The sequence below is a fragment of the Micromonospora sp. NPDC005252 genome (genome assembly GCF_042872475.1).
In the GTDB taxonomy this organism is placed as follows: Bacteria; Actinomycetota; Actinomycetes; order Mycobacteriales; family Micromonosporaceae; genus Micromonospora.
In genome coordinates this window covers 12,946-33,212 of the sequence record NZ_JBIAKN010000010.1, presented here as the reverse complement: position 1 = coordinate 33,212, position 20,267 = coordinate 12,946, and the positions used below count along the sequence as shown (strand labels likewise).

Sequence of the window (20,267 nt, the reverse complement as noted above, 5' to 3'; positions counted from 1 at the left end):
GTCAGACGAGGGAACCATCGGTCCGCCGACGACGCATCAGAACGATCCCGCCCAGCGCGGCAGCGCCGAGCAGGCTCGCGCCACCGGTGGCCAGACCACGGTCGGTGCCGGTGCTGACGCCGCCGTCACCGCCGTCGACCCCACCGTGGGGCAGCACGACCAGTTCGCCCTCGCCGCACGAGCCCTTGAGCTCGTAGCGACCCGGCCGGGCGTCCTTGTCGACCTTGGCCTCGCCGTAGTACACGAACTCGCGCTCGTGCTCCCAGCCGTCCTCGCCCTTGCCGTGGTCGCGGCCCTTGTCGGAGCCGTACTCGTCGTCCGAGCCGTATTCGTGGCCCTTGGACTCCCAGCCCTTGTCCGAGCCGTACTCGTCGTCCGAGCCGTACTCGTGGCCCTTGTCGGAGCCGTACTCGTCGTCGGAGCCGTACTCGTGGCCCTTGGACTCCCAGCCCTTGTCGGAGCCGTACTCGCGGCCCTTGTCGGAGCTGTACTCGCGGCCCTTGTCGGAGCCGTACTCGTCGTCCGAGCCGTACTCGTTGCCCTTGGAGTCCCAGTCCTTCTTGTCTTCGTCCTTGGACTCCGAGTCCTTCTTGTCCTTGTCCTTGGAGTCCGAGTCCTTCTTGTCTTCGTCCTTGGACTCCCAGTCCTTCTTGTCCTTGTCCTTGGAGTCCGAGTCCTTCTTGTCTTCGTCCTTGGACTCCCAGTCCTTCTTGTCCTCGTCCTTGGACTCCCAGTCCTTCTTGTCCTCGTCCTTGGACTCCCAGTCCTTCTTGTCGCGGCTGTCGTCCGCGTCCTGGCCGTGCTCCTCGCCCGTCCAGTCCTTGCTGTCCTCGTCGCGGGAGGCGTCGGCGGCAGCGCCGCCGCCCTGGCCACCGGGCTGGGCGTCATCGGCGGACGGCTGCGACTCGTCGTCGCCGTGCTCGTCCTTGCCGTTCTCGTCCTTGCCCTCGTGGTCCTTGCCCTTGTCGTCCTTGCCGTGCTCGTCCTTGCCGTGCTCGTCCTCGCCGTGCTCGTCCTTGCCGTTCTCGTCCTTGCCCTCGTGGTCCTTGCCCTTGTCGTCCTTGCCGTGCTCGTCCTTGCCCTGCTCGTCCCTGCCGTGCTCGTCCTTGCCCTGCTCGTCCTTGCCGTGCTCGTCCTTGCCCTTGTCGTCGTGGTCGTAGGAGTCCTCCTCCTCGCTCCACTCGCCGCGGTCCTCGCCCCGGTCGTCCCGTACCGGCTTGAGCTTGACCTTGCCGGTGACCTTGGACCACACGAACGCGTGCTCCTGCCGATCCGGGCAGATCTCGAGGAGCTTGACCTCGTCGCCGGCCTTCACGACGTGCGGCTTGGCGAAGACCTTGCCGTCGTCGTCGTGGTGCCCGTCAGCGAACGCGATCCCCGGCGCGAACACCAGGAGCGACGCGCCGCCGAGTGCGGCGCCCGCAACGACCTTCCCGAGCATCTTCTTAGCCATGACCTGCGTCACTCCATCCCTGTTGTCCTGAGCTCGGCGACAACCGAGCTAAGACCGACGTTAGACCGTTTCATGACTTATCAAGTGAAAGATTCGTGTTCTCACCTTTACTAATAGTAAGTAGCAAAGGAGTGCTACGGGGCTTTCGCGGCCCGTAGTGCCGTCTCGGGTCCCGCAGGACCTTGCGTACGCACCGCGCTGTTGCCGACCCGCAGTGCTCGACCCGCGGCGGTCATCCCGGTAACGGACGGCAGGTGCCGCTCGCGCTGCTCGGGGGTATCGTCCGAGTCGAGGGCAGGCCGCGCATCGAGCCATTGCCATGGAAGCGCTCCCATGCAAGAATCGGCGCACGCGGTTCGGGGAGCCACACCGCGCAGGCAGGTCGTCGAGGGCATCCGGTTCGCCGGACGACAACCGGCCGCCGAGCGGTCGGTGTCGCGCCGGCCAATCACCACCAACCACCACCGCCCGTCCGGGTCGGGCACCCCCCAATGAATCCCGTGGCGCCGGAGGCCGTCCGTGCAGGACGCCCGCCGGGCCGTCTCGCCGGGCCGTACGCGAGCCCGGTCTCGCCCAAGGAGATCAGTGGCATGAATGTGTGGAGAAGGCTGTCCGGCCCACGCCGGACCCTCGCGCTCGCAGGCGCGGGCGTTCTGGTCGCCGGCGGGCTGGTGACAATCCCGGTCACCGCGGCGCAGGCCGCGACGCAGTGCGACATCGCGTACACGACCAATGACTGGCAGGGCGGCTTCACCGCCAACATCACCATCAAGAACCTCGGCGACCCGGTCAACGGTTGGACGCTCGGCTGGACCTTCCCCAACTCCAGCCAGCGGGTGCAGCAGGGCTGGTCGGCCACCTACACCCAGTCCGGCAACCAGGTCACCGCCCGGAGCTTGTCCTACAACGGCACCCTCGCCAATGGTGCGTCGACGAACATCGGGTTCAACGGCGCGTGGAGCGGCAGCAACCCGAAGCCGACCTCGTTCACCCTGAACGGTGTGGTCTGCAACGGTGGCACCGGTAACCCGACCACCCCGCCGCCGACCACGGCCCCGCCGACCACGGCGCCGCCGACCACGGCGCCGCCGACCACGGCCCCGCCCACCACGGCCCCGCCGACCACGACTCCGCCGGGCACCAAGGTCGACAACCCGTACGCCGGTGTGCGCGGGTACGTGAACCCGGAGTGGAAGGCCAAGGCGGATGCCGAGCCGGGTGGAAGCCGGGTCTCGAACAACCCCACCGCCGTCTGGCTGGACCGGATCGCCGCCATCAACGGCACTCCGAACAGCAGCTCGAACGGCGCGTTCGGGGTGCGGGAGCACCTGGACGAGGCGCTGCGCCAGGGCGCCGGCTACATCCAGTTCGTGATCTACAACCTGCCCGGCCGGGACTGCTCGGCGCTCGCCTCCAACGGTGAGCTGGGCCCGAACGACCTGCCCCGGTACAAGGCCGAGTACATCGACCCGATCGCCGCGATCCAGAGCGACTCGAAGTACCGGAACCTGCGGATCATCAACGTCATCGAGATCGACTCGCTGCCGAACCTGGTGACCAACACGTCCGGTCAGGCCGGCGGCACGGTCATGTGTGACACGGTCAAGGCCAACGGCGCGTACGTGAACGGCGTCGGCTACGCCCTCGCCAAGCTGGGCGCGATCGGCAACGTCTACAACTACATCGACGCCGGGCACCACGGCTGGCTCGGTTGGGACAGCAACTTCGGCCCGACCGCCGACATCCTGAAGACCGCCGCGGTCGCCTCCGGCAGCACGGTCAACAACGTGCACGGCTTCATCACCAACACCGCGAACTACTCGGCGCTGCAGGAGCCGTACTTCAAGATCACCGACACCGTGAACGGCCAGACGGTGCGGCAGTCCAAGTGGGTCGACTGGAACTTCTACGTCGACGAGCTGTCCTTCGCCCAGGCGTTCCGTACCAAGCTGATCTCGGTCGGCTTCAACTCCAACATCGGCATGCTGATCGACACCTCCCGCAACGGCTGGGGCGGCGCCAACCGGCCCACCGGCCCGGGTGCGACGACAAGCGTCGACACGTACGTCAACGGTGGTCGGATCGACCGCCGGGCCCACGCCGGCAACTGGTGCAACCAGGCCGGTGCCGGTCTCGGTGAGCGGCCCCGGGCGAACCCGGCCACGGGTATCGACGCCTACGTCTGGGTGAAGCCCCCGGGTGAGTCGGACGGCTCCAGCAAGGAGATCCCGAACAACGAGGGCAAGGGCTTCGACCGGATGTGCGACCCGACGTACGGCGGCAACGCCCGCAACGGCAACAGCCCGACCGGCGCCCTGCCGGACGCGCCGATCTCCGGTGCGTGGTTCTCGGCTCAGTTCCAGGAGCTGATGCGCAACGCGTACCCGGCTCTCTGATCGGGTAGCTCACGCGCCAACCCGCCGCCGGCAGTAGGTGAGGCACTGCCGGCGGCAGGTTTCCCGGGGTCCCCGGTCCGACCAGTACGGTCGGGCCGGGGACCCCCCTTTGTCCGCCCCGGTCAGGGCACGATGCGCTCGATCGCCGCGCGGCCCTGCTCGGCCAGGTCGCGACGGGCCTTGTCCAGGTTCTCCGGCGTGAGGTCCTGCCCGCGGGCCATCACCAGGTCCTCCGGCTCCCAGGGCTGCTCGGCCCCGGTACGGATGTTGTCGCCGCCCGCGCCGGTGCCCGTTCCGGTGGCGCCGGTGCCGGCGGCGTACGGGTCGCCGATCAGGTCGTCGGTGTCCGGAGCGAGGTCCGCCGGCCGATCGCGGGGCTCGGTGAAGGTCGGCGTGTCACGGTCGGGCCCGCCTCCGGTCCGCAGCTGCGGGACGGTGCTGTCGTCGTCCACCGCAGCGGCCGTTTGCGGGCTCTCCTCCAGCGGTCGGCGGTCGCGATCGGTCATGGTGCTGCCTCCTGTGTCCGACACGTTGCCTGATCCCCCTCGCGTACCCCGTGCGCGAGAGCCCATGCGCGACGCCGGCGCCGTCCGTGTGGACGGCGCCGGCGCGGCGGGCCTGAGGTCAGCTGTCGGGCTGCTGCTCGTTCGGGGTCGGCGCCTCGGCCGGGCGCAGCCACTGCCAGAGCAGCATGAGCAGGCCGAAGGCGAGCATCACGAGCCCGGCCCACAGGTTGATGCGGACACCCTCGGCCTTGTCGATCTCGGCCCGGCTGTCGAAGACGCCGATCAGCGTCACGATGATCCCGTACGCCACGAAGAGGCCACCGATCACCCGACGGATGTCGAACAGTCGGGCGGCGGCGGAGCGGCGCTCCTCGGCCTGCGTCTCGTCGATCAACGGGTCCTGCGCCGGCTGGCCGTCGTTGCTCATCTGCCGACTCCTTTCTAGAAGACCGGGATGTAGAAGAGGGCGGCGAGCGCGACCGCGATCACGCCCAGCAGCACGGGGGAGCGGTACCAGACGGCGTCCCCGGCGAGCACGTCGCCCTTCAGGTCGACGCCGCCCATGCCGTAGACCAGCCCGCGCAGCTCCTCGTCGCGCTTGGGCGCGGTGAGCGGGGTGAGGATCGCGGCGACCACCGCCACGGTGACGAACGCGATGCCGGCGCCCCAGAAGCTCTCCTCCAGGTCGGAGTTGAAGTCGATCACGCCGCCCTTGTAGAGCAGGTAGGTCGCCAGCGACGCCAGCGTGCCGAGCAGCAGCGACCAGAAACCGGCCAGCGCGCTCATCCGCTTCCAGAACATGCCGATGATGAACGTGGCGAACAGCGGCGCGTTGAACAGCGAGAAGAGCGCCTGGATGTAGTTCATGATGTTGCTGAACCCGGACGCGATGAACGCCGTCCCGATGCCGATCACCACGGCGGCGACCGTCGCCCACCGACCGATGCGCAGGTAGTACTCGTCGGACCGGCCGCGGCGGACGTACGCCTGCCAGATGTCGTAGGTGAAGACGGTGTTGAAGCCGCTCACGTTGGCCGCCATGCCGGCCATGAACGACGCGAGCAGGCCGGTGACCGCCACCCCGAGCACGCCGTTGGGCAGCAGGTCCCGCATGAGCAGCGGAATGGCGTTGTTGTACTGCAGGTCGCCCTTCTCCGCGCCGAGCCCCTTCACCGTCACGAGGGCGACGAGGCCGGGGATGATCGTGACCAGGGGGATGAACAGCTTCGGGTACGCGGCGATGATCGGCGTACGCCGGGCGGCGCTCATGTTCTTCGCCGACAGCGCGCGCTGCACCTCGGCGAAGTTCGTCGTCCAGTAGCCGAACGAGAGCACGAAGCCGAGGCCGAACACGATGCCGATCCACTGCGCGCCGAGCGGGTTGTCGGTGCTGGCGGTGTCCTGCCAGGCGTGCAGACCCGCCTCGCCGAGCTTGGAGTCGCGGACCGCGTCCATCAGCCCGTCCACGCCGCCGACCTTGACCAGACCGATCACGGTGACCGGGATGAGGCCGGCCAGGATGACGAAGAACTGGAGCACCTCGTTGTAGATCGCCCCGGACAGGCCACCGATGGTGATGTACGCCAGCACGATCGCCGCGCCCACCACGATCGCGGTCCAGAGCGGCCAGCCGAGCAGCGCCTGCATGACCAGGGCCAGCGCGTAGAGGTTCACGCCGGCGATCAGCACCTGGGCGACGGCGAAGCTGAGCGCGTTCAGCAGGTGGGTCGGTCGGTTGAAGCGCAGCCGCAGGTACTCGGGCACGCTGCGGACCTTGGACCCGTAGTAGAAGGGCATCATCACGATGCCCAGGAAGACCATCGCCGGCACCGCGCCGATCCAGTAGTAGTGGACCGTCATGACGCCGTACTGGGCGCCGTTCGCCGCCATGCCGATGATCTCCAGCGCACCCAGGTTCGCGGAGACGAACGCGAGGCCGGTCACCCAGGCCGGCAGGGAGCGGCCGGAGAGGAAGAAGTCGACGCTGGTCCGGATCGCCCGCCGGGCGGCGAAGCCCACCCCGAGGACGGTGACGAAGTACAGCGCAAGGATCAGGTAGTCCAGCCCGTTCATATTGAGCCGCAGACCGCCGCCGTCCATCCCGTCACCCCTCGTCCCGACGTTGACACCGGATTCGATGCGCGCGCCCTATTACCCGCTCCGCGAGGTTTCATGCCTGCACGTCCGCTCCGCTGCGTTCGCGCCCGCTCGGGCGGCTTGGCCTTCGGCGTGCGACTGGCCGGTCTCGAGCACTCAGCCGCCACCCCTCAGGACGCCGAGGGGCGCCCCGGCCGGCAGGCCGGAGCGCCCCGTCGATCGAGCCGCCTCAGCGACCCAGTACGCGGTCCAGGAAGTCCCGGTAGTTGCGGACGGCCATCCGCAGCTGCTCGGTGTCCGCCGAGCCGGCGTCCTGCCACCCGCCCAGGGTGTTCTTCTGCGCGGCCAGTGCCGAGGCGAGAGCCTGGATGGCCTCCTCCACGAGGGCCTGCGCCTCACCGGCCGCGGCGTGCGGATCGTCGACGAAACGCAGCTGCACGTCCCGCCAGCGGTCCCGGAATCCCTGTGCGGTGTCCCCGTCGAGGAGCGTGGCCGGTTCGGCGGCGACTGTCGAACCGGCGGGCCGCGACGTCCCGGCGGATTCCAGGGAGGCGCCGGCCGCCCCGGTGGTGACCGGTTCGGCGTCGGCGTCCGGGTCGACCATCTCCGGAGACGCGCTGCCATAGCCGGCCGCGCCCGCGGTCGCCGCGTCGGGATCGCCGGCCCAGTCGGTCAGGTCGCCGCGCCGCTCGGGCGCACCGTCCGTGCTGTCCGCGGCGACGACGGTGCCCGCGGAGGTCTCGGTGTCCGCGCGCCGGCCGTCGCCGTTCAGGTCGGCGTCCTCGTCGGTCGCCGGTGCGGCGTCCCGGTCGGTCTCCGGAACGCCGTCACGGCGGTGCAGTTCGGCGGTGGGGTCGGCGCGCAGACCCTCCCGCTCGCCGTCCTCGGCGCCGTCGCCCGGCTGGGCGGTCCGCTCGGCCCGCGGATCCGGCTGGTCCTGCGGGTTCGGGCTCGCCAGTGCGGACGCCGCCACCGCGTCGGCCACCGTGGTGGCGCCGAAGGCGGTCGGGAGCGGCCCCGGCTCGTGGAAGCCACCCTCGTCGTCGGGCCGGTTCCGGCGGTCGGTGTCGTCGGCCCGGTCGTCGTCGGCCCACTCGTCGTCGGTCCGGTCGTCGTCGGCCCGGTCCTGGAACGCTCCCGGGTCGGTGCCGTTGGCCCGCTCGTGGTCGGTGGCCGGGTCGTGGTCAGTGGCCCGCTCGTCGTCGGTGGTCGGATCGTCGAAGGTGCCCCGGTCGTCCAGGGCGTCCTCGGGTACGTCCGAGCGGGCGGCCCGGTCGGCGGTCGGCGGCACCGGCACCGGTGCGGACCGGACAGCCTCCGGATGGTCGTTGCTCACCTGCTGCTCTTCGTGGCGCATCGGTGGCCTCCTCAGCGGCTCGTGGCGTCGTGCGGAGTGTCCGGGTGGGAACCCTGTTCGGTCGTGCGCTGACCGACCGGTTCCTCGCCGAGCAGGTCGGCGAAGAGAGCCCGGTAGTGCACGACCGCCTGGCGCAGCTCCTCGGTGCTCGCCTCGCCCCGGGAGTTGCGGAGGTGGATCTCGTGCGCGTCCCGGTAGTTGGTCAGCGTGCGGGCGTGCTCGACGGAGAGGTGGGCGATCTGGTCGGAGAAGTCCCCGGTCGGATAGCCCTGCTCCTCGATGAGCCGGGTGACCAGTTCGTCCGCGTCCCCCACGGTCTCGCCCGGCGAGTCGATGAAGCGGATCTGGAGCTCTTCCCAGGCGGCGGCGTAACGGGCCCGCGACTCCGGGCTGAGCGGGGTGAGCGTGAGCTCGGCGTGCCGGCGTTCCCGGTCGCGCAGCTCGCGCTCCGCGGCGGACCGGCTGTCCTGCTCCTGCACCACCCGGTCGTACTCCGGCCCGAACCGGCTGCGCAGCGCGCGGCGACGGCCGATCGTCCGGACGGCCACGGCGAGCGCCGCGACGATCACCAGCACGACGAGCACGATGACGATTATCTGCGTGGGCGACATGGGCTCCTCCTTCGTCACCTGGTATTCCCTCCGCGTACTGATCGCCAATCCCGATCCGAGGCACTTTCCTCACCGGTCCTGGTCGGGTGTCGCCACAATTCGAGGCGAAAATTTGACTCATTCCAGATAACGCGCTTGGGTGGGTGGTGTCCGCCGTACGCCCCGCGAGCGACCCGGCCCGGCCACCCCGGGACCGGTCAGGCCCGCCGCACCACGCATCCGGAGGAGACCGATGAGCGACCCGCAGGCCGACAGGCCGACCCTCACCACCCGCCAGGGTCACCCCGTGCACAACAACCAGCAGCAACGGACGGTCGGCTCACGCGGGCCAGCCACGCTGGAGAACTACCACTTCCTGGAGAAGATCAGCCACTTCGACCGGGAGCGCATCCCGGAGCGGGTGGTGCACGCGCGCGGCTTCGTCGCGCACGGTGAGTTCGAGGCGTACGGGACGATCGGCGACGTGCCGGCGGCCACGTACACCCGGGCCAAACTGTTCCAGACCAGGGGCGCGAAGACCCCGGTCACCATCCGCTTCTCCACCGTCATCGGTGGCCGGGACTCCTCCGAGGCCGCCCGCGACCCGCGCGGCTTCGCGGTCAAGTTCCGCACCCAGGACGGCAACTGGGACCTGGTCGGCAACAACCTCCAGGTCTTCTTCATCCGCGACGCGATCAAGTTCCCCGACGTGATCCACTCGCTGAAGCCCGACCCGGTGACCTTCCGCCAGGAGCCGAACCGCATCTTCGACTTCATGTCCAATACACCCGAGTCGATGCACATGCTGACCTGGCTCTTCTCCCCGTACGGCATCCCGCGGAACTACCGCACCATGCGCGGGTCCGGCGTGAACACCTACCGTTTCGTGAACGCCCAGGGCGAGGGCGCGCTGGTCAAGTTCCACTGGCTGACCCAGCAGGGCGAGCACAACCTGACCCAGGCCGAGGCGGATGCGATTCAGGCCACCGAGCTGGGCCACGCCTCGAAGGACCTGTACGAGGCGATCGAGCGCGGTGAGTACCCGCAGTGGGAGCTCAACGTGCAGATCATGAGCGACGACGAGCATCCCGAGCTGGACTTCGACCCGCTCGACGACACCAAGATCTGGCCGGAGGAGCAGTTCCCCTACCTGCCGGTCGGCATGATGACGCTCAACCGCAACATCACCGACCACCACAACGAGAACGAGCAGATCGCCTTCGGCACCGGCGTGCTGGTCGACGGGATCGACTTCTCCGACGACAAGATGCTCGTCGGGCGGACCTTCTCCTACTCGGACACCCAGCGCTACCGGGTCGGCCCGAACTATCTCCAACTCCCGGTGAACCGGCCGCGCGAGGACGTCCAGGTCAGCACCAACCAGGGCGGCGGCCAGATGTCGTACGGGGTGGACAACCGTGGTGGCAACCCGCACATCAACTTCGAGCCGTCCTCGGTGGCCGGTCTCCAGGAGGCCGACGAGTCCTACCGGGAGTACCGGCCCTTCGTCTCGGGGCACGTCATGAAGGCCCCGATCGAGCGGCAGGACAACTACGCGCAGGCCGGCCGGCGCTTCCGCGAGATGACGGACGCCGAGCGCGACGACCTGGTGCACAACCTGACCACGCTGCTGGCCCAGTGTGACAAGCACATCCAGGAGAAGATGGTCTGGCACTTCAGCCAGTGCGACGCGAGCTACGGCCGCCGCGTCGCCGAAGGGCTCGGCATCGCCGACCACGTCTGATCCGTACCGCGCCGGCACGAGCGCCCCACCGGTCACCGGTGGGGCGCTCGTCGTGCCGGGGCGCAGGCGCGTTCCGCAGCGTCGATGTCGGCGCGACAGGCGGTAGTGCAACCGGGCGCGATTACGTATCCTGCCCAAGGCGCCCGCGCCGGTGCCCGGCCTGACGGCCGGGTGCGCGACCGGCGAGCGCGTTGCCCGGCGGTGCCGGCGCCCCTCCTGCCACCCCTGTACGGGCGAGGTCTGATGAGAACCCGCGACTGGCCGATCCGCTCGAAGCTGACCGCGTTGGTCGTCGCCCCGGTGACCGCGCTCCTCGCGCTGTGGATCTTCGCGACGACGTTGACGTTCGGCCCCGCCCTGAACCTGCTCTCCGCGCGCACTTTGCTGTACGACCTGGGCCGCCCCGGCGAGGTGGTCGTCACCGAGCTGCAACGCGAGCGTCGACTGTCGGTGGTGCAGCTCGCCGGCACCACCGAGCTGCCCGCCCTGGCCGAGCAGCGCCAGCGTACGGATCGGGCGGTCGCCGAGCTGCGTCGCCGGGTCGACGGGGAGGAGTTGCGCGACGCCGCCGACGAGTTGTTGGAGGACCGGGTCGACCGGCTGGTCACCGCCCTGGCGGCGTTGCCGACCGGACGGGACTTCATCGACGACGGCATGATGGACCGCGCCGGGGCCCTCGGCCTCTACAGCGGCATGGTCTCGGCAGCCTTCCAGGCGTTCTCCGCGATGGCGAATCTGAACGATCCGGCCATCAACCGACAGGCGCTGGCCCTCACCACGCTGGGCCGTTCCCGGGAGCTGCTCGGCCAGACCGACGCCATGCTGGCCGGTGTGCTGACCGCCGGGAAGTTCGCCGAGGGGGAGCACGCCCTGCTCGTGCAGGCCATCGGCAACCAGCGGTGGCTCATTGAGAGCGCGGTGGCCGACCTGCCCGAGGCCGGGCGCACCGCGTACCAGCGACTGACCGAGAGCCCGGCGTTCACCAGCCTGCGCGCGATGCAGGACGCGTTGATCGGGGCCAACGGGTCCGGTCGGCCACCGGTGGACGCGGCGTCGTGGCAGACCAGCCACGACGAGGTACAGCAGCAGTTGCGCGACTTCGAGCTGGCCGAGGCCGACGGGCTCACCGACCGTTCGGTGCCGATGGCCGTCGGGATCCTGGTCCGGCTGGCCGCCGCCGGTGTGCTCGGGCTCGCCGCCGTGGTGGTCTCGGTGCTTGTGGCGCTGCGGGTCGGCCGCACGTTGGTCCGGCGACTCAGCGGGGTCCGTACCGCCGCCCTGGAGCTGGCCGAGCACCGGCTGCCGGACGTGGTGACCCGACTGCGCCGCGGCGAGCAGGTCGACGTCGCCCGGGAGGCGCCACCCCTGGAGTACGGCAACGACGAGATCGGCGAGGTCGGGCGGGCCTTCACCGAGGTGCAGCGCACCGCCGTCCAGGCCGCCGTGGACGAGGTCACCCTGCGCCGAGGGCTCAACGAGGTGTTCCTCAACATCGCCCGGCGCAGCCAGGGCCTGGTGCACCGGCAGCTGCACCTGCTGGACCGGATGGAGCGTCGCGCCGAGGACCCGGACGAGCTGGCCCAACTGTTCCAGGTGGACCACCTGGCCACCCGGCTCCGCCGGCACGCCGAGGACCTGGTCATTCTCGCCGGTTCCGCGCCGGGCCGAGGCTGGCGCAACCCGGTCGCGATGGTCGACCTGGTGCGCGGGGCGATCAGCGAGGTCGAGGCGTACGACCGGGTGGACATCACCAGCGTGCAGCCCGTCGGCGTGCTGGGTCGGGCGGTCGGCGACATCATCCACCTGCTCGCCGAGCTGGTCGAGAACGCCACCGCCTTCTCCCCGCCGGACACCCGGGTGACCATCAGCGGGGAGCAGGTCGCCAACGGGTACGTCCTGGAGGTCACCGACCAGGGGCTGGGAATGTCCGCCGCCGCGCTGGAGAGCGCCAACACCCGGCTGGCCAGCTCACCCGAGTTCGACCCGGCGCAGAGTGCCCGACTCGGCCTGTTCGTGGTGGCCCGGCTGGCGGCCCGGCACGCCGTCCGCGTACGGCTGCGGCCCTCCGAGGCGGGCGGCGTCACCGCCGTGGTGCTGGTCCCCACCGACCTGGTCACCACCGAGCCGCCGGCCGGCCCCGACCCCGCCACGCTGGCCGCCACCGCGGGCGACCGGCGCCTGGCCCGACCTGTGCGCCGAGGCGCGGTGCCCCGGCCCCGCGCCGGCCGTACCAGCCCAGCCGTGGCCGCGACCGCCACCGATGACCTGCCCACTCTCGCCCTACCCACGGGCCCGACGCCCGACCGCCCGTCCGCCGACGGACCGGGCGCCGGTGGGGCGGGCGCGGACGCGCCGGGCGCCAACGGCGAGTCGTCCTCCGACGGGACGACTGACGACCTGGAGGGGCTGCCCCGCCGGGTGCGACGGCGTACCCCCACCGCCCTGCCCCGGTCCACCGTCACCGACGCGCCGACGCCACGTTCGCCGGAGGAGGTACGCCGGGTGATGGCGGCTCTCCAGGCCGGCACCGCACGCGGCCGGGCCACCGTCGTCGCCCCGGGCTCGGCCGCTCGGCGCGGTGCGCCCGGCACGACCGCTCCGGCGAACCGCGCGGGCACGACTCCGGCTGTGGCAGGCCCAGCTGTGGCAGGCCCGGCTGTGGCAGGCCCGGCTCCGGCGCCTCCGACGGCCTCCGAACCTCCGACCGCGACTGAGAGGGACGCCTAGTGCGGCAAACGACGAAGCAGAGCGCCAGCCTCGACTGGTTGCTCGACGAGTTGGTGCAACGGGTACCGGCCGCCCGGGAGGCGGTGGTGCTCTCCGCCGACGGGCTGCTGCTCGGCGCCTCGGCCGAGCTGGAGCGCTCCGACGCCGAGCACCTCTGCGCGCTCGCCGCCGGCTTCTCCAGCCTGGCCCGGGGCGCGAGCCGGCACGTGGACGGCGGTCCGGTCCGGCAGACGGTGGTGGAGATGGAGTCGGCGTACCTCTTCGTCACCGCCGCCGGGCAGGGTGCCTGCCTGGCCGTGGTGAGCGACGCCGACGCGGACATCGGCCTGGTCGCGTACGAGATGGCGATGCTGGTCATTCGCGTGGGGGAGAACCTCACCGCCGCCGCCCGACCGGTGACGGATGCCGGTGATGCGGGCTGAGCCGCCCGGCCCCCAGCACGAGTGGCTGGACGGCGACGCGGGCCCGGTGGTCCGCCCGTACACGCTCACCGGCGGCCGGGTGCGCTCGGCCGCCGACGGGTTCGACCTGGTCGCGTTCGTGCTGGCCGGCTCGGACCTCGACCTGGCGGCTCACCCGCAGCTGCCGCCGGAGCACCGGCGGCTGGTCACGTTGGCAGGTCGCCCGGTGTCGGTGGCCGAGCTGGCGGCCGAGCTGGACCTCGCGGTCGGCGTGATCCGGGTGCTGCTCGGTGACCTCCTCGCTCAGGGGCTGGTCGCGGTGCACGAGCCGCCGGCCGGCAGCGACCTTCCCGACGACGACATCCTCAAGGCGGTGGTCAGTGGACTCCGTGCGCTATGACCAGGCGGGCACCTCGGTCACCGTCCCGCTGGCACTGAAGATCCTCATCGCCGGGGGCTTCGGTGCCGGCAAGACGACGCTGGTGAGCGCGTTGAGCGAGGTTCGACCGTTGCAGACCGAGGAGGTGCTGACCGACGCCGGCGTGGGCACCGACGACATCTCCGGGGTGGAGGGCAAGTCGACCACCACGGTGGCGATGGACTTCGGCCGGATCACCATCAACGACGACCTTCAGGTGTACCTGTTCGGCACCCCCGGCCAGGACCGGTTCTGGTTCCTCTGGGACGAGTTGGCCTTCGGCGCCCTCGGCGCGGTGGTGCTCGCCGACACGCGGCGGCTGGCCGACTGCTTCCCCTCGATCGACTACTTCGAGCAGCGTGGCATCCCGTTCGTGGTGGGCGTGAACTGCTTCGAGGACACCCGTCGGTTCGACCTGGAGACCGTACGCCGGGCGCTCGACCTGGATCCGGACGTGCCGATGGTGCTCTGCGACGCCCGGGACCGGCAGTCCGGCAAGCTGGTGTTGATCTCCCTGGTCGAGCACGTGGCCCGGCAGCGCGGTGAGCCGGTGCCGGCCGCCTGACCCGGTCCCGCCGCGCGGGCGGGCGGCCTGGCGTCGGCCCGCCGACGCGGGATCGGCGGGCCGATCCGGTCCTCGGAAAGCCGGTTAGCGGGTCGGCTTCGTGGGCAGCTCTGGTTGGATCTACTCCAGGATGCCGGCAAAGGGGTGCAGCGTGACTGGTCAGGGCGAGATCGTCCACATCGGGGGTTACACCGCGCAGAGCGGAGGGCGGGGCAGCGGCATCGTCGCCGCCCACCGGAACCCGGCCACCGGGACGCTGACTCCCCTCGGCACTGTGGCGGTCACGCCGTCACCGTCGTTCCTCGTGCGGCACCCCACCCGTCCGGTGCTCTACGCGGTCAACGAGCTGACCGACGGGGAGGTCAGCGCCTGGCAGGTCGGGCCGGACGGCGCGCTGGACGCGCTCGGCAGTCGGTCGACCGGCGGCGCCGAGCCCTGTCACCTGGCGGTGCTGCCCGACGGTGACCACCTGGTGGCGGCCAACTACGGCGGCGGCAGCGTCGCGGTCTTCCCACTCGACGCTGCGGGCGTGCCCGGCGAGCGCACCGATCTGGTGGTGCACGAGGGGCACGGCCCCGACCCGGAACGCCAGGACCGGGCGCACGCCCACATGGTCTCCCCGGGCCGGGGCCGGGGGCCGCTGCTCGCGGTGGACCTCGGCACCGACTCGGTCTACCGGTACGACCTGGACGGCGCGAGCGGGCGGCTGGTGCCGCGCGGTCCGCGGATGCGGACGGCGCCCGGCACCGGGCCCCGGCACCTGGCCCGCCATCCCGACGGCCGGCGCTGCTATCTGGTCGGCGAGCTGGACGCCTCGGTCACCGCCTACGAGGTGACCGACGACGGGGCACTGCACCAGCGTGGCCGGGTCGAGGCGAGTGAGCGAGCGGGCCACGTCCAGCCGTCGGAGGTCGCGGTCGACCCGGACGGCCGTTTCCTCTACGTCGCCAACCGCGGGGTCGGCACCATCGCTGTCTTCGACCTGGCCGGTGAGCTGCCCGATCTGGTGGCCGAAGTGGACACCGGCGGTGAGTGGCCGCGACACTTCGCCCTCATCGGGGAGCACCTGTACGTGGCCGACGAGCGGGCGGACATGGTGCGGGCCTTCCGGCGGGACGCGAGCACCGGCATCCCGGCCCCGGTCGGCGAGCCCGTCCCGGTGGCGAGCCCGACCTGCGTGCTGCCGTGAGTCGGTCGGCGGCGGGACCGGACGTGAGAGGGAAACCGGTTTGGCAACGCCGTGGGGCCGCCTCGTCACACTCTGTTGCTAATTGGTGATCAACTGTTTCTCCTGCGTAACTTTAGTCCGAACGGATGTGGCAGAGACGGCACCTAATACGCAAGATGGTCAGCGTGTCAGCAGGCCGCCATCGCATGCGTACAAAACTTCATCTAGCAGCCGCCGCCGCGACGGCGACGGTTCTCGTCGTCACCACCGGCGTCTGGTTCGGCTATAAGGAACTGGTCCAGCCCAGCTGTTCGGGAGAGATCCGACTCGCCGTGGCGGTCGCCTCCGAGCTGGCGCCCGCCGTGGACGCCGCCGCGTCCCAGTGGGTCAAGGACGGCGCCGCGGTCGGCCCCACCTGCATCCGGGTGGACGTCTCGGCGTCCGACCCGGTCGACGTGGCCGCCGTGGTGGCCGCGAAGCACGGTGCCGTGCTGGCCGGCGTCGGCCAGGCCAGCGGCACGGCGGTCACTCCGGACGTCTGGGTACCGGACTCCTCGACCTGGCTGCTGCGACTGAAGAAGGACGCCACCGCGTTCGCGCCGACCAACGGCGCCTCCATCGCGCGCAGCCCCGTCGTCGTGGCGATGCCCGAGCCGGTGGCCACGCGGCTGGGCTGGCCCAACGCCAAGTTCACCTGGGCCGATCTGCTCAAGCAGGTCAACAGCAGCAAGCCGCTGCGTACCGGCATCGTCGAGCCGACCCGGGACGCGGCCGGCCTGTCCGGCCTGCTCTCGCTGACCACGGCCGCCAGCGGTGCCGGCGGGGACGCCCAGCGCAACACCGTCGGCGCGCTTCGGGCGCTGGCCACGGGTCGCTCCTCGCTCCGCAACGACCTGCTGGCCCGCTTCCCGACCGCCACGGACCCGACGTCCATCGCGAGCGCGCTCGGTGCGGCGGCGCTCTCCGAAGAAGACGTGATCGCCTACAACAGCAAGAAGCCCCCGGTGCCGCTCGCCGCGCTCTACATGGAGCCGGCCCCGATGCCGCTGGACTATCCGTACGCGGTGCTGCCCGGCATCGAGCCGACCAAGGCGGCGGCGGCAAAGGTGCTGTTCGAGCTGCTCACCGCCCCGAAGTTCCGCGACCGGCTGGCGGCGCAGTCGCTGCGCGGTCCGGACGGCAACTGGGGTGCCGGCTTCAACGCGCCGCAGGGCGCCCCGAGCCCGGCCGGCGGCGCGTCGACCGCCCCGGCGGCCGGCGGCACCGCGGCGGGCGGCCTGGACCCGGCCGCGATACAGCGTGTCGTCTCCAGCTGGTCGATCGCCACCCAGTCGGGTCGGATGCTCGCCGTCATCGACGTCTCCGGCTCGATGAAGGACCTGGTGCCCAGCGCAAACAACCGCAGCCGGGAGGAGGTCACCGTGGACGCGGCCCGCCGCGGCCTGGGACTCTTCGACGACTCCTGGTCCATCGGCCTGTGGACCTTCTCCACCAAGCTGGTCGGCAACCGGGACTACCGGCAACTGGTCCCGATCGGGCCGCTCTCCGGCCAGCGGGCGCAGTTGGAGGGGGCACTCGCCACCATCAAGCCGTCCAGCGGTGACACCGGCCTCTACGACACCATGCTGGCCGCGTACCAGGCGGTGCAGGAGGACTGGCAGCCCGGCCGGGTCAACTCCATCGTGCTGTTCACCGACGGCAAGAACGAGGACGACAACGGCCTCAGCCAGGGGCAACTGCTCGCCAAGCTCAAGCAGGTCGCGGACCCGGAGCGGCCTGTGCAGGTCATCATGATCGGTATCGGCGAGGGCGTCAGCAAGACCGAGTTGGAGTCGATCACCAAGGTGACCGGCGGCGACGTCTTCGTCACCAAGGACCCGAACGAGATCGGCAGCATCTTCCTCACCGCCATCGCGCGCCGCCCCCCGGCGCCGCGCTGACCGGCCGCACAGCAGGAGAAACCCGCCGTACCGCGTCAGCCGGTACGGCGGGTTCCTTTTATGGCCGCAGGGTTGAAGAAAAGTGACGGCAATACGTCGGAAGCAATCGGCAGCCATAGTTATCAAGGCAGGATGTCGACGTGTCCCGGCATCGTCCGTCCGCCTCCGGTCCGACTCGTCGGCCGGGGCCGTCCTGAGCAGAGTGGGAGGGCCGGTGACCGCGGCGACACTGTTGACCCCCGCCAGCACCTCGGCGACGCCGGAGGGCCCGCCGAGCGGGCTGGTGGCCCGCGCCGACGAACGGTCCTACGTCCGGGTCCTGGTCGTGCTGGACACCACAATCCTCATCATCGCGCTGCTCGTCGGGTACGTCGGCCGGTTCGGGGACGAGGAGCCGGTCGGCTCCAAGATTCCGTACGTGCTGGTGGCGCCGGGGTTGGTCCTGGCCTGGCTGATCTCCCTCAAGGCGCTCGGTTGCTACGACGACCGGGTCGTCGGCTACGGGGCGGACGAGTACCGGCGGGTCAGCTCGGCGAGCCTGCGGTTGGCCGGCGCGATCGCCATCGCCGGCTACATCGCCGACGTCGGCGTCTCCCGTGGTTTCCTCGGCATCTCGTTCGCGGTCGGCACGGTCGGGCTGGAGGTGACCCGGTTCGTCGCGCGCAAACGCCTGCACCGGGCCCGCTCGAAGGGCACCGGCTGGTCCCGCAAGGTGCTCGTGGTCGGCGACACCGCACACGTCCTGGAGTTGGTGCACACCCTGCGCCGGGAGCCGTACGCCGGCTATCAGGTGGTCGGCGCGTGCATCCCCGACGCGCTGCTCGCGCCGGTCGCCCAGCGGCTCGGTGACGTGCCGGTGGTGGGATCGTTCCGGGGCATCCCGGAGGCCGCCACCGCGATCGGCGCGGACACGGTCGCGGTGACCGCCTCCGGTGAGCTGACGGCGGCCCGACTGCGTCGGCTCGGCTGGCAGCTGGAGGGGACCGGCGTCGACCTCGTCGTGGCGCCCGCGCTGACCGATGTGGCCGGCCCACGGATCCACACCCGTCCGGTCGCCGGGCTGCCCCTGATCCACGTCGAGGCGCCCGAGTTCCGTGGTGCGCGCAAGCTGGTCAAGGGGTTCGTCGACCGGTCGGCGTCGTCGCTGGCGTTGGCGCTGCTGCTGCCGCTGATCGCGGTCATCGCGTTGGCCATCAAACTGGACAGCCGGGGGCCGGTGCTCTTCCGGCAGGTCCGGGTGGGTCGGGGCGGCCAGGAGTTCGGCGTGTTCAAGTTCCGGACGATGGTGGTCAACGCCGACGCGCTGCTCACCGAGCTGGCGACCCGCAACGAGACCGACGGCCTGATGTTCAAGATGCGCGACGACCCTCGGGTGACCCGGGTCGGCCGGCTGCTGCGCAAGTGGTCGCTGGACGAGCTGCCGCAGCTGGTCAACGTGCTGCTGGGCCAGATGAGCCTGGTCGGGCCGCGTCCGCCGCTGCCCTCGGAGGTGGCCCGCTACGACGGTGACGTGGCCCGGCGGCTGCTGGTGAAGCCCGGCATGACCGGGCTGTGGCAGGTCAGCGGTCGATCCGACCTGAGTTGGGAGGACGGCATCCGACTCGATCTCTACTACGTGGAGAACTGGTCGCTCGCCGCCGACCTCACCATCCTCTGGAAGACCGCCGGCGCGGTGCTGAACAGCCGCGGCGCGTACTGACCGCCGCCGCTCACGCCTGCGGGCCGGTCCAGTCCAGGCAGACCACCACGGCATCGTCGACGAGGTCGCCGGCCACGAACGCGCGCAGGTCCCCGATCAGCGACCGCACGGCGTCCAGTGGCTCCATCGGGCCCGTCCGGCGCAGGAACCGGTCCAGTGCCGTCTCGCCGTAGCGCACGTTCTTCCCGGTGGCCTCCACCACGCCGTCGCTGACCACGAAGAGCCGGTCGCCGCGTTCCAGCGTGAACGTCTGCTCGTGGTAGTCGGTCGCCTCGAACATGCCGAGCGGGAACTGCGCCTCCAGCGGTTGCTCGGTGACCTCTCCGCCCCGCAGCAGGACGAGGCGTGGCGAGCCGGCGTCCACCACGCTCATCGTCCCGGAGCGCAGGTCCAGCTCCATCAACAGCACGGAGAGGTGCCGCTTGCCCCGGTACTCGTCGTAGATGGCCTGGTCGGCGAGGGCGGCCTGATCACCCAGACTGAGGCCGGCCCGGCGGGCGTTGCGCAGCGCGTGGGTGGCCAGCGACGTGAGCAGGGACGCCGCGACACCCTCACCGGTCCCGTTGACCGTGGAGAGCCAGAGACGCTGCCCGTCGTCGGCCCAGTCGAAGCTGTCGCCCCGCACGGCGTACGCCGGCTCCAGCTGCCCGGCCAGGCTGAACGAGGGTCGGATCCGGCTGCGGCCGGGGAGCAGGTCCCACTGCATCTCGGCGGCCAGGGTGAGCCGCTGGCTGCGCCGCGCGACGCGGTAGACGTCGGTGCCGGCGGAGACGGCCGCCAGCTCGTGCGCGAGCGCGGTGGCGACGTCGGCCAGCTCGCCGAGCACTGCCGGGTCGTCGGCCACCGGCGCGAGACGCAGGACGCCCCGCCGTTCGCCGCGCATGCTGACCGGCACCCAGGCGGTGCCGTCGACCAGCAGGGGCACCTGGTGGTCGAAGGCCCGCCAGGCGGGGTGTCCGGCGTCCCGGATGGAGTCACCCTCGGTGAGTGGCAACAGCTCCGAGAGGCGGTAGTCGACCTGGTACAGCTCCGCTTCGGTGATCCCGTACGCCTCTTTGAAGATCTTCCCGATGCTGCCCACGAGAAGGTCGGCGGGTGTCTCGTTCAGGGTACGACGTGCCCGATTGACCGGTTTACTCATCAGGCCTCCTTGATCAAAGCTCGACTACCAGTGGCTTCGGAGTAGTTTCGGGCCACCATGGCCGA

General features: G+C 70.9%; 16 protein-coding genes. 9 read left to right on the top strand and 7 right to left on the bottom strand.

Annotation, left to right across the window (positions count from 1 at the left end):
• Position 1: 1 nt before the first annotated feature.
• Positions 2 to 1,453, bottom strand: a complete 1,452-nt coding sequence (locus ACFYPH_RS24605) for a hypothetical protein (protein ID WP_387184928.1) — start codon at positions 1,451 to 1,453, stop codon at positions 2 to 4.
• Between the two features lie 590 nt (positions 1,454 to 2,043).
• Here ACFYPH_RS24605 and ACFYPH_RS24600 point away from each other — a divergent pair.
• A complete protein-coding gene (locus ACFYPH_RS24600) occupies positions 2,044 to 3,849 on the top strand; it encodes a glycoside hydrolase family 6 protein (protein WP_387184925.1) in 1,806 nt (601 codons plus the stop codon).
• 122 nt (positions 3,850 to 3,971) lie between these two features.
• Here the strand turns inward: ACFYPH_RS24600 and ACFYPH_RS24595 are convergent, their stop codons facing one another.
• From ACFYPH_RS24595 to ACFYPH_RS24575, 5 genes are all read right to left on the bottom strand, one after another.
• The gene (locus ACFYPH_RS24595; protein WP_354856981.1) at positions 3,972 to 4,355 is read right to left on the bottom strand and encodes a hypothetical protein; all 384 of its coding nucleotides are present in this window, start codon (positions 4,353 to 4,355) and stop codon (positions 3,972 to 3,974) included.
• Between the two features lie 118 nt (positions 4,356 to 4,473).
• Positions 4,474 to 4,782: a hypothetical protein gene (locus tag ACFYPH_RS24590; RefSeq protein ID WP_354856983.1), complete on the bottom strand. Its 309-nt coding sequence runs from the start codon at positions 4,780 to 4,782 to the stop codon at positions 4,474 to 4,476.
• A 14-nt stretch (positions 4,783 to 4,796) separates the two neighbouring features.
• Positions 4,797 to 6,455 (bottom strand): sodium:solute symporter family protein, encoded by a 1,659-nt coding sequence (locus tag ACFYPH_RS24585; RefSeq protein ID WP_387184921.1) that lies wholly within the window; start codon positions 6,453 to 6,455, stop codon positions 4,797 to 4,799.
• 226 nt (positions 6,456 to 6,681) lie between these two features.
• Positions 6,682 to 7,809 (bottom strand): hypothetical protein, encoded by a 1,128-nt coding sequence (locus ACFYPH_RS24580; protein WP_354856986.1) that lies wholly within the window; start codon positions 7,807 to 7,809, stop codon positions 6,682 to 6,684.
• 11 nt (positions 7,810 to 7,820) lie between these two features.
• Complete coding sequence (locus ACFYPH_RS24575) at positions 7,821 to 8,420, bottom strand: hypothetical protein (protein WP_354856988.1); 600 nt, start codon at positions 8,418 to 8,420, stop codon at positions 7,821 to 7,823.
• Positions 8,421 to 8,652: 232 nt separating this feature from the next.
• Here ACFYPH_RS24575 and ACFYPH_RS24570 point away from each other — a divergent pair, with 232 nt between their 5' ends.
• The 8 genes from ACFYPH_RS24570 (at position 8,653) to ACFYPH_RS24535 (ending at position 19,061) form a co-directional block, all read left to right on the top strand.
• Positions 8,653 to 10,143 (top strand): catalase, encoded by a 1,491-nt coding sequence (locus ACFYPH_RS24570; protein WP_363940346.1) that lies wholly within the window; start codon positions 8,653 to 8,655, stop codon positions 10,141 to 10,143.
• 243 nt (positions 10,144 to 10,386) lie between these two features.
• Positions 10,387 to 12,870, top strand: coding sequence for a nitrate- and nitrite sensing domain-containing protein (locus ACFYPH_RS24565; protein ID WP_387184917.1), 2,484 nt, complete (start codon positions 10,387 to 10,389; stop codon positions 12,868 to 12,870).
• Positions 12,870 to 13,292 carry a roadblock/LC7 domain-containing protein gene (locus tag ACFYPH_RS24560; protein WP_354856994.1) on the top strand — a complete coding sequence of 141 codons (423 nt, stop codon included), beginning with the start codon at positions 12,870 to 12,872 and terminating at the stop codon, positions 13,290 to 13,292. Before ACFYPH_RS24565 ends, ACFYPH_RS24560 begins: the two co-directional genes overlap by 1 nt.
• The gene (locus ACFYPH_RS24555) at positions 13,282 to 13,671 is read left to right on the top strand and encodes a DUF742 domain-containing protein (RefSeq protein ID WP_354856996.1); all 390 of its coding nucleotides are present in this window, start codon (positions 13,282 to 13,284) and stop codon (positions 13,669 to 13,671) included. Before ACFYPH_RS24560 ends, ACFYPH_RS24555 begins: the two co-directional genes overlap by 11 nt.
• Positions 13,652 to 14,254 carry an ATP/GTP-binding protein gene (locus ACFYPH_RS24550; RefSeq protein WP_355066070.1) on the top strand — a complete coding sequence of 201 codons (603 nt, stop codon included), beginning with the start codon at positions 13,652 to 13,654 and terminating at the stop codon, positions 14,252 to 14,254. Before ACFYPH_RS24555 ends, ACFYPH_RS24550 begins: the two co-directional genes overlap by 20 nt.
• 151 nt (positions 14,255 to 14,405) lie before the next feature.
• Positions 14,406 to 15,443 carry a lactonase family protein gene (locus ACFYPH_RS24545; RefSeq protein WP_387184913.1) on the top strand — a complete coding sequence of 346 codons (1,038 nt, stop codon included), beginning with the start codon at positions 14,406 to 14,408 and terminating at the stop codon, positions 15,441 to 15,443.
• A gap of 164 nt (positions 15,444 to 15,607) precedes the next feature.
• A complete protein-coding gene (locus ACFYPH_RS24540) occupies positions 15,608 to 17,362 on the top strand; it encodes a substrate-binding domain-containing protein (RefSeq protein ID WP_355066074.1) in 1,755 nt (584 codons plus the stop codon).
• 214 nt (positions 17,363 to 17,576) lie between these two features.
• Positions 17,577 to 19,061 carry a sugar transferase gene (locus ACFYPH_RS24535; protein ID WP_354857002.1) on the top strand — a complete coding sequence of 495 codons (1,485 nt, stop codon included), beginning with the start codon at positions 17,577 to 17,579 and terminating at the stop codon, positions 19,059 to 19,061.
• A 10-nt stretch (positions 19,062 to 19,071) separates the two neighbouring features.
• On the opposite strand, the gene ACFYPH_RS24530 is transcribed toward ACFYPH_RS24535, so the two are convergent.
• Complete coding sequence (locus ACFYPH_RS24530) at positions 19,072 to 20,202, bottom strand: PP2C family protein-serine/threonine phosphatase (protein ID WP_354857003.1); 1,131 nt, start codon at positions 20,200 to 20,202, stop codon at positions 19,072 to 19,074.
• Between the last annotated feature and the right edge of the window lie 65 nt (positions 20,203 to 20,267).

Bases quoted from the DNA above. Each gene is read 5' to 3' on its own strand.
- ACFYPH_RS24530 (WP_354857003.1), bottom strand. From the start codon at position 20,202: ATGAGTAAACCGGTCAATCGGGCACGTCGTACCCTGAACGAGACACCC.
- ACFYPH_RS24590 (WP_354856983.1), bottom strand. From the start codon at position 4,782: ATGAGCAACGACGGCCAGCCGGCGCAGGACCCGTTGATCGACGAGACG.
- ACFYPH_RS24575 (WP_354856988.1), bottom strand. From the start codon at position 8,420: ATGTCGCCCACGCAGATAATCGTCATCGTGCTCGTCGTGCTGGTGATC.
- ACFYPH_RS24600 (WP_387184925.1), top strand. From the start codon at position 2,044: ATGAATGTGTGGAGAAGGCTGTCCGGCCCACGCCGGACCCTCGCGCTC.
- ACFYPH_RS24570 (WP_363940346.1), top strand. From the start codon at position 8,653: ATGAGCGACCCGCAGGCCGACAGGCCGACCCTCACCACCCGCCAGGGT.
- ACFYPH_RS24565 (WP_387184917.1), top strand. From the start codon at position 10,387: ATGAGAACCCGCGACTGGCCGATCCGCTCGAAGCTGACCGCGTTGGTC.
- ACFYPH_RS24605 (WP_387184928.1), bottom strand. From the start codon at position 1,453: ATGGCTAAGAAGATGCTCGGGAAGGTCGTTGCGGGCGCCGCACTCGGC.
- ACFYPH_RS24580 (WP_354856986.1), bottom strand. From the start codon at position 7,809: ATGCGCCACGAAGAGCAGCAGGTGAGCAACGACCATCCGGAGGCTGTC.
- ACFYPH_RS24555 (WP_354856996.1), top strand. From the start codon at position 13,282: ATGCGGGCTGAGCCGCCCGGCCCCCAGCACGAGTGGCTGGACGGCGAC.
- ACFYPH_RS24595 (WP_354856981.1), bottom strand. From the start codon at position 4,355: ATGACCGATCGCGACCGCCGACCGCTGGAGGAGAGCCCGCAAACGGCC.
- ACFYPH_RS24585 (WP_387184921.1), bottom strand. From the start codon at position 6,455: ATGGACGGCGGCGGTCTGCGGCTCAATATGAACGGGCTGGACTACCTG.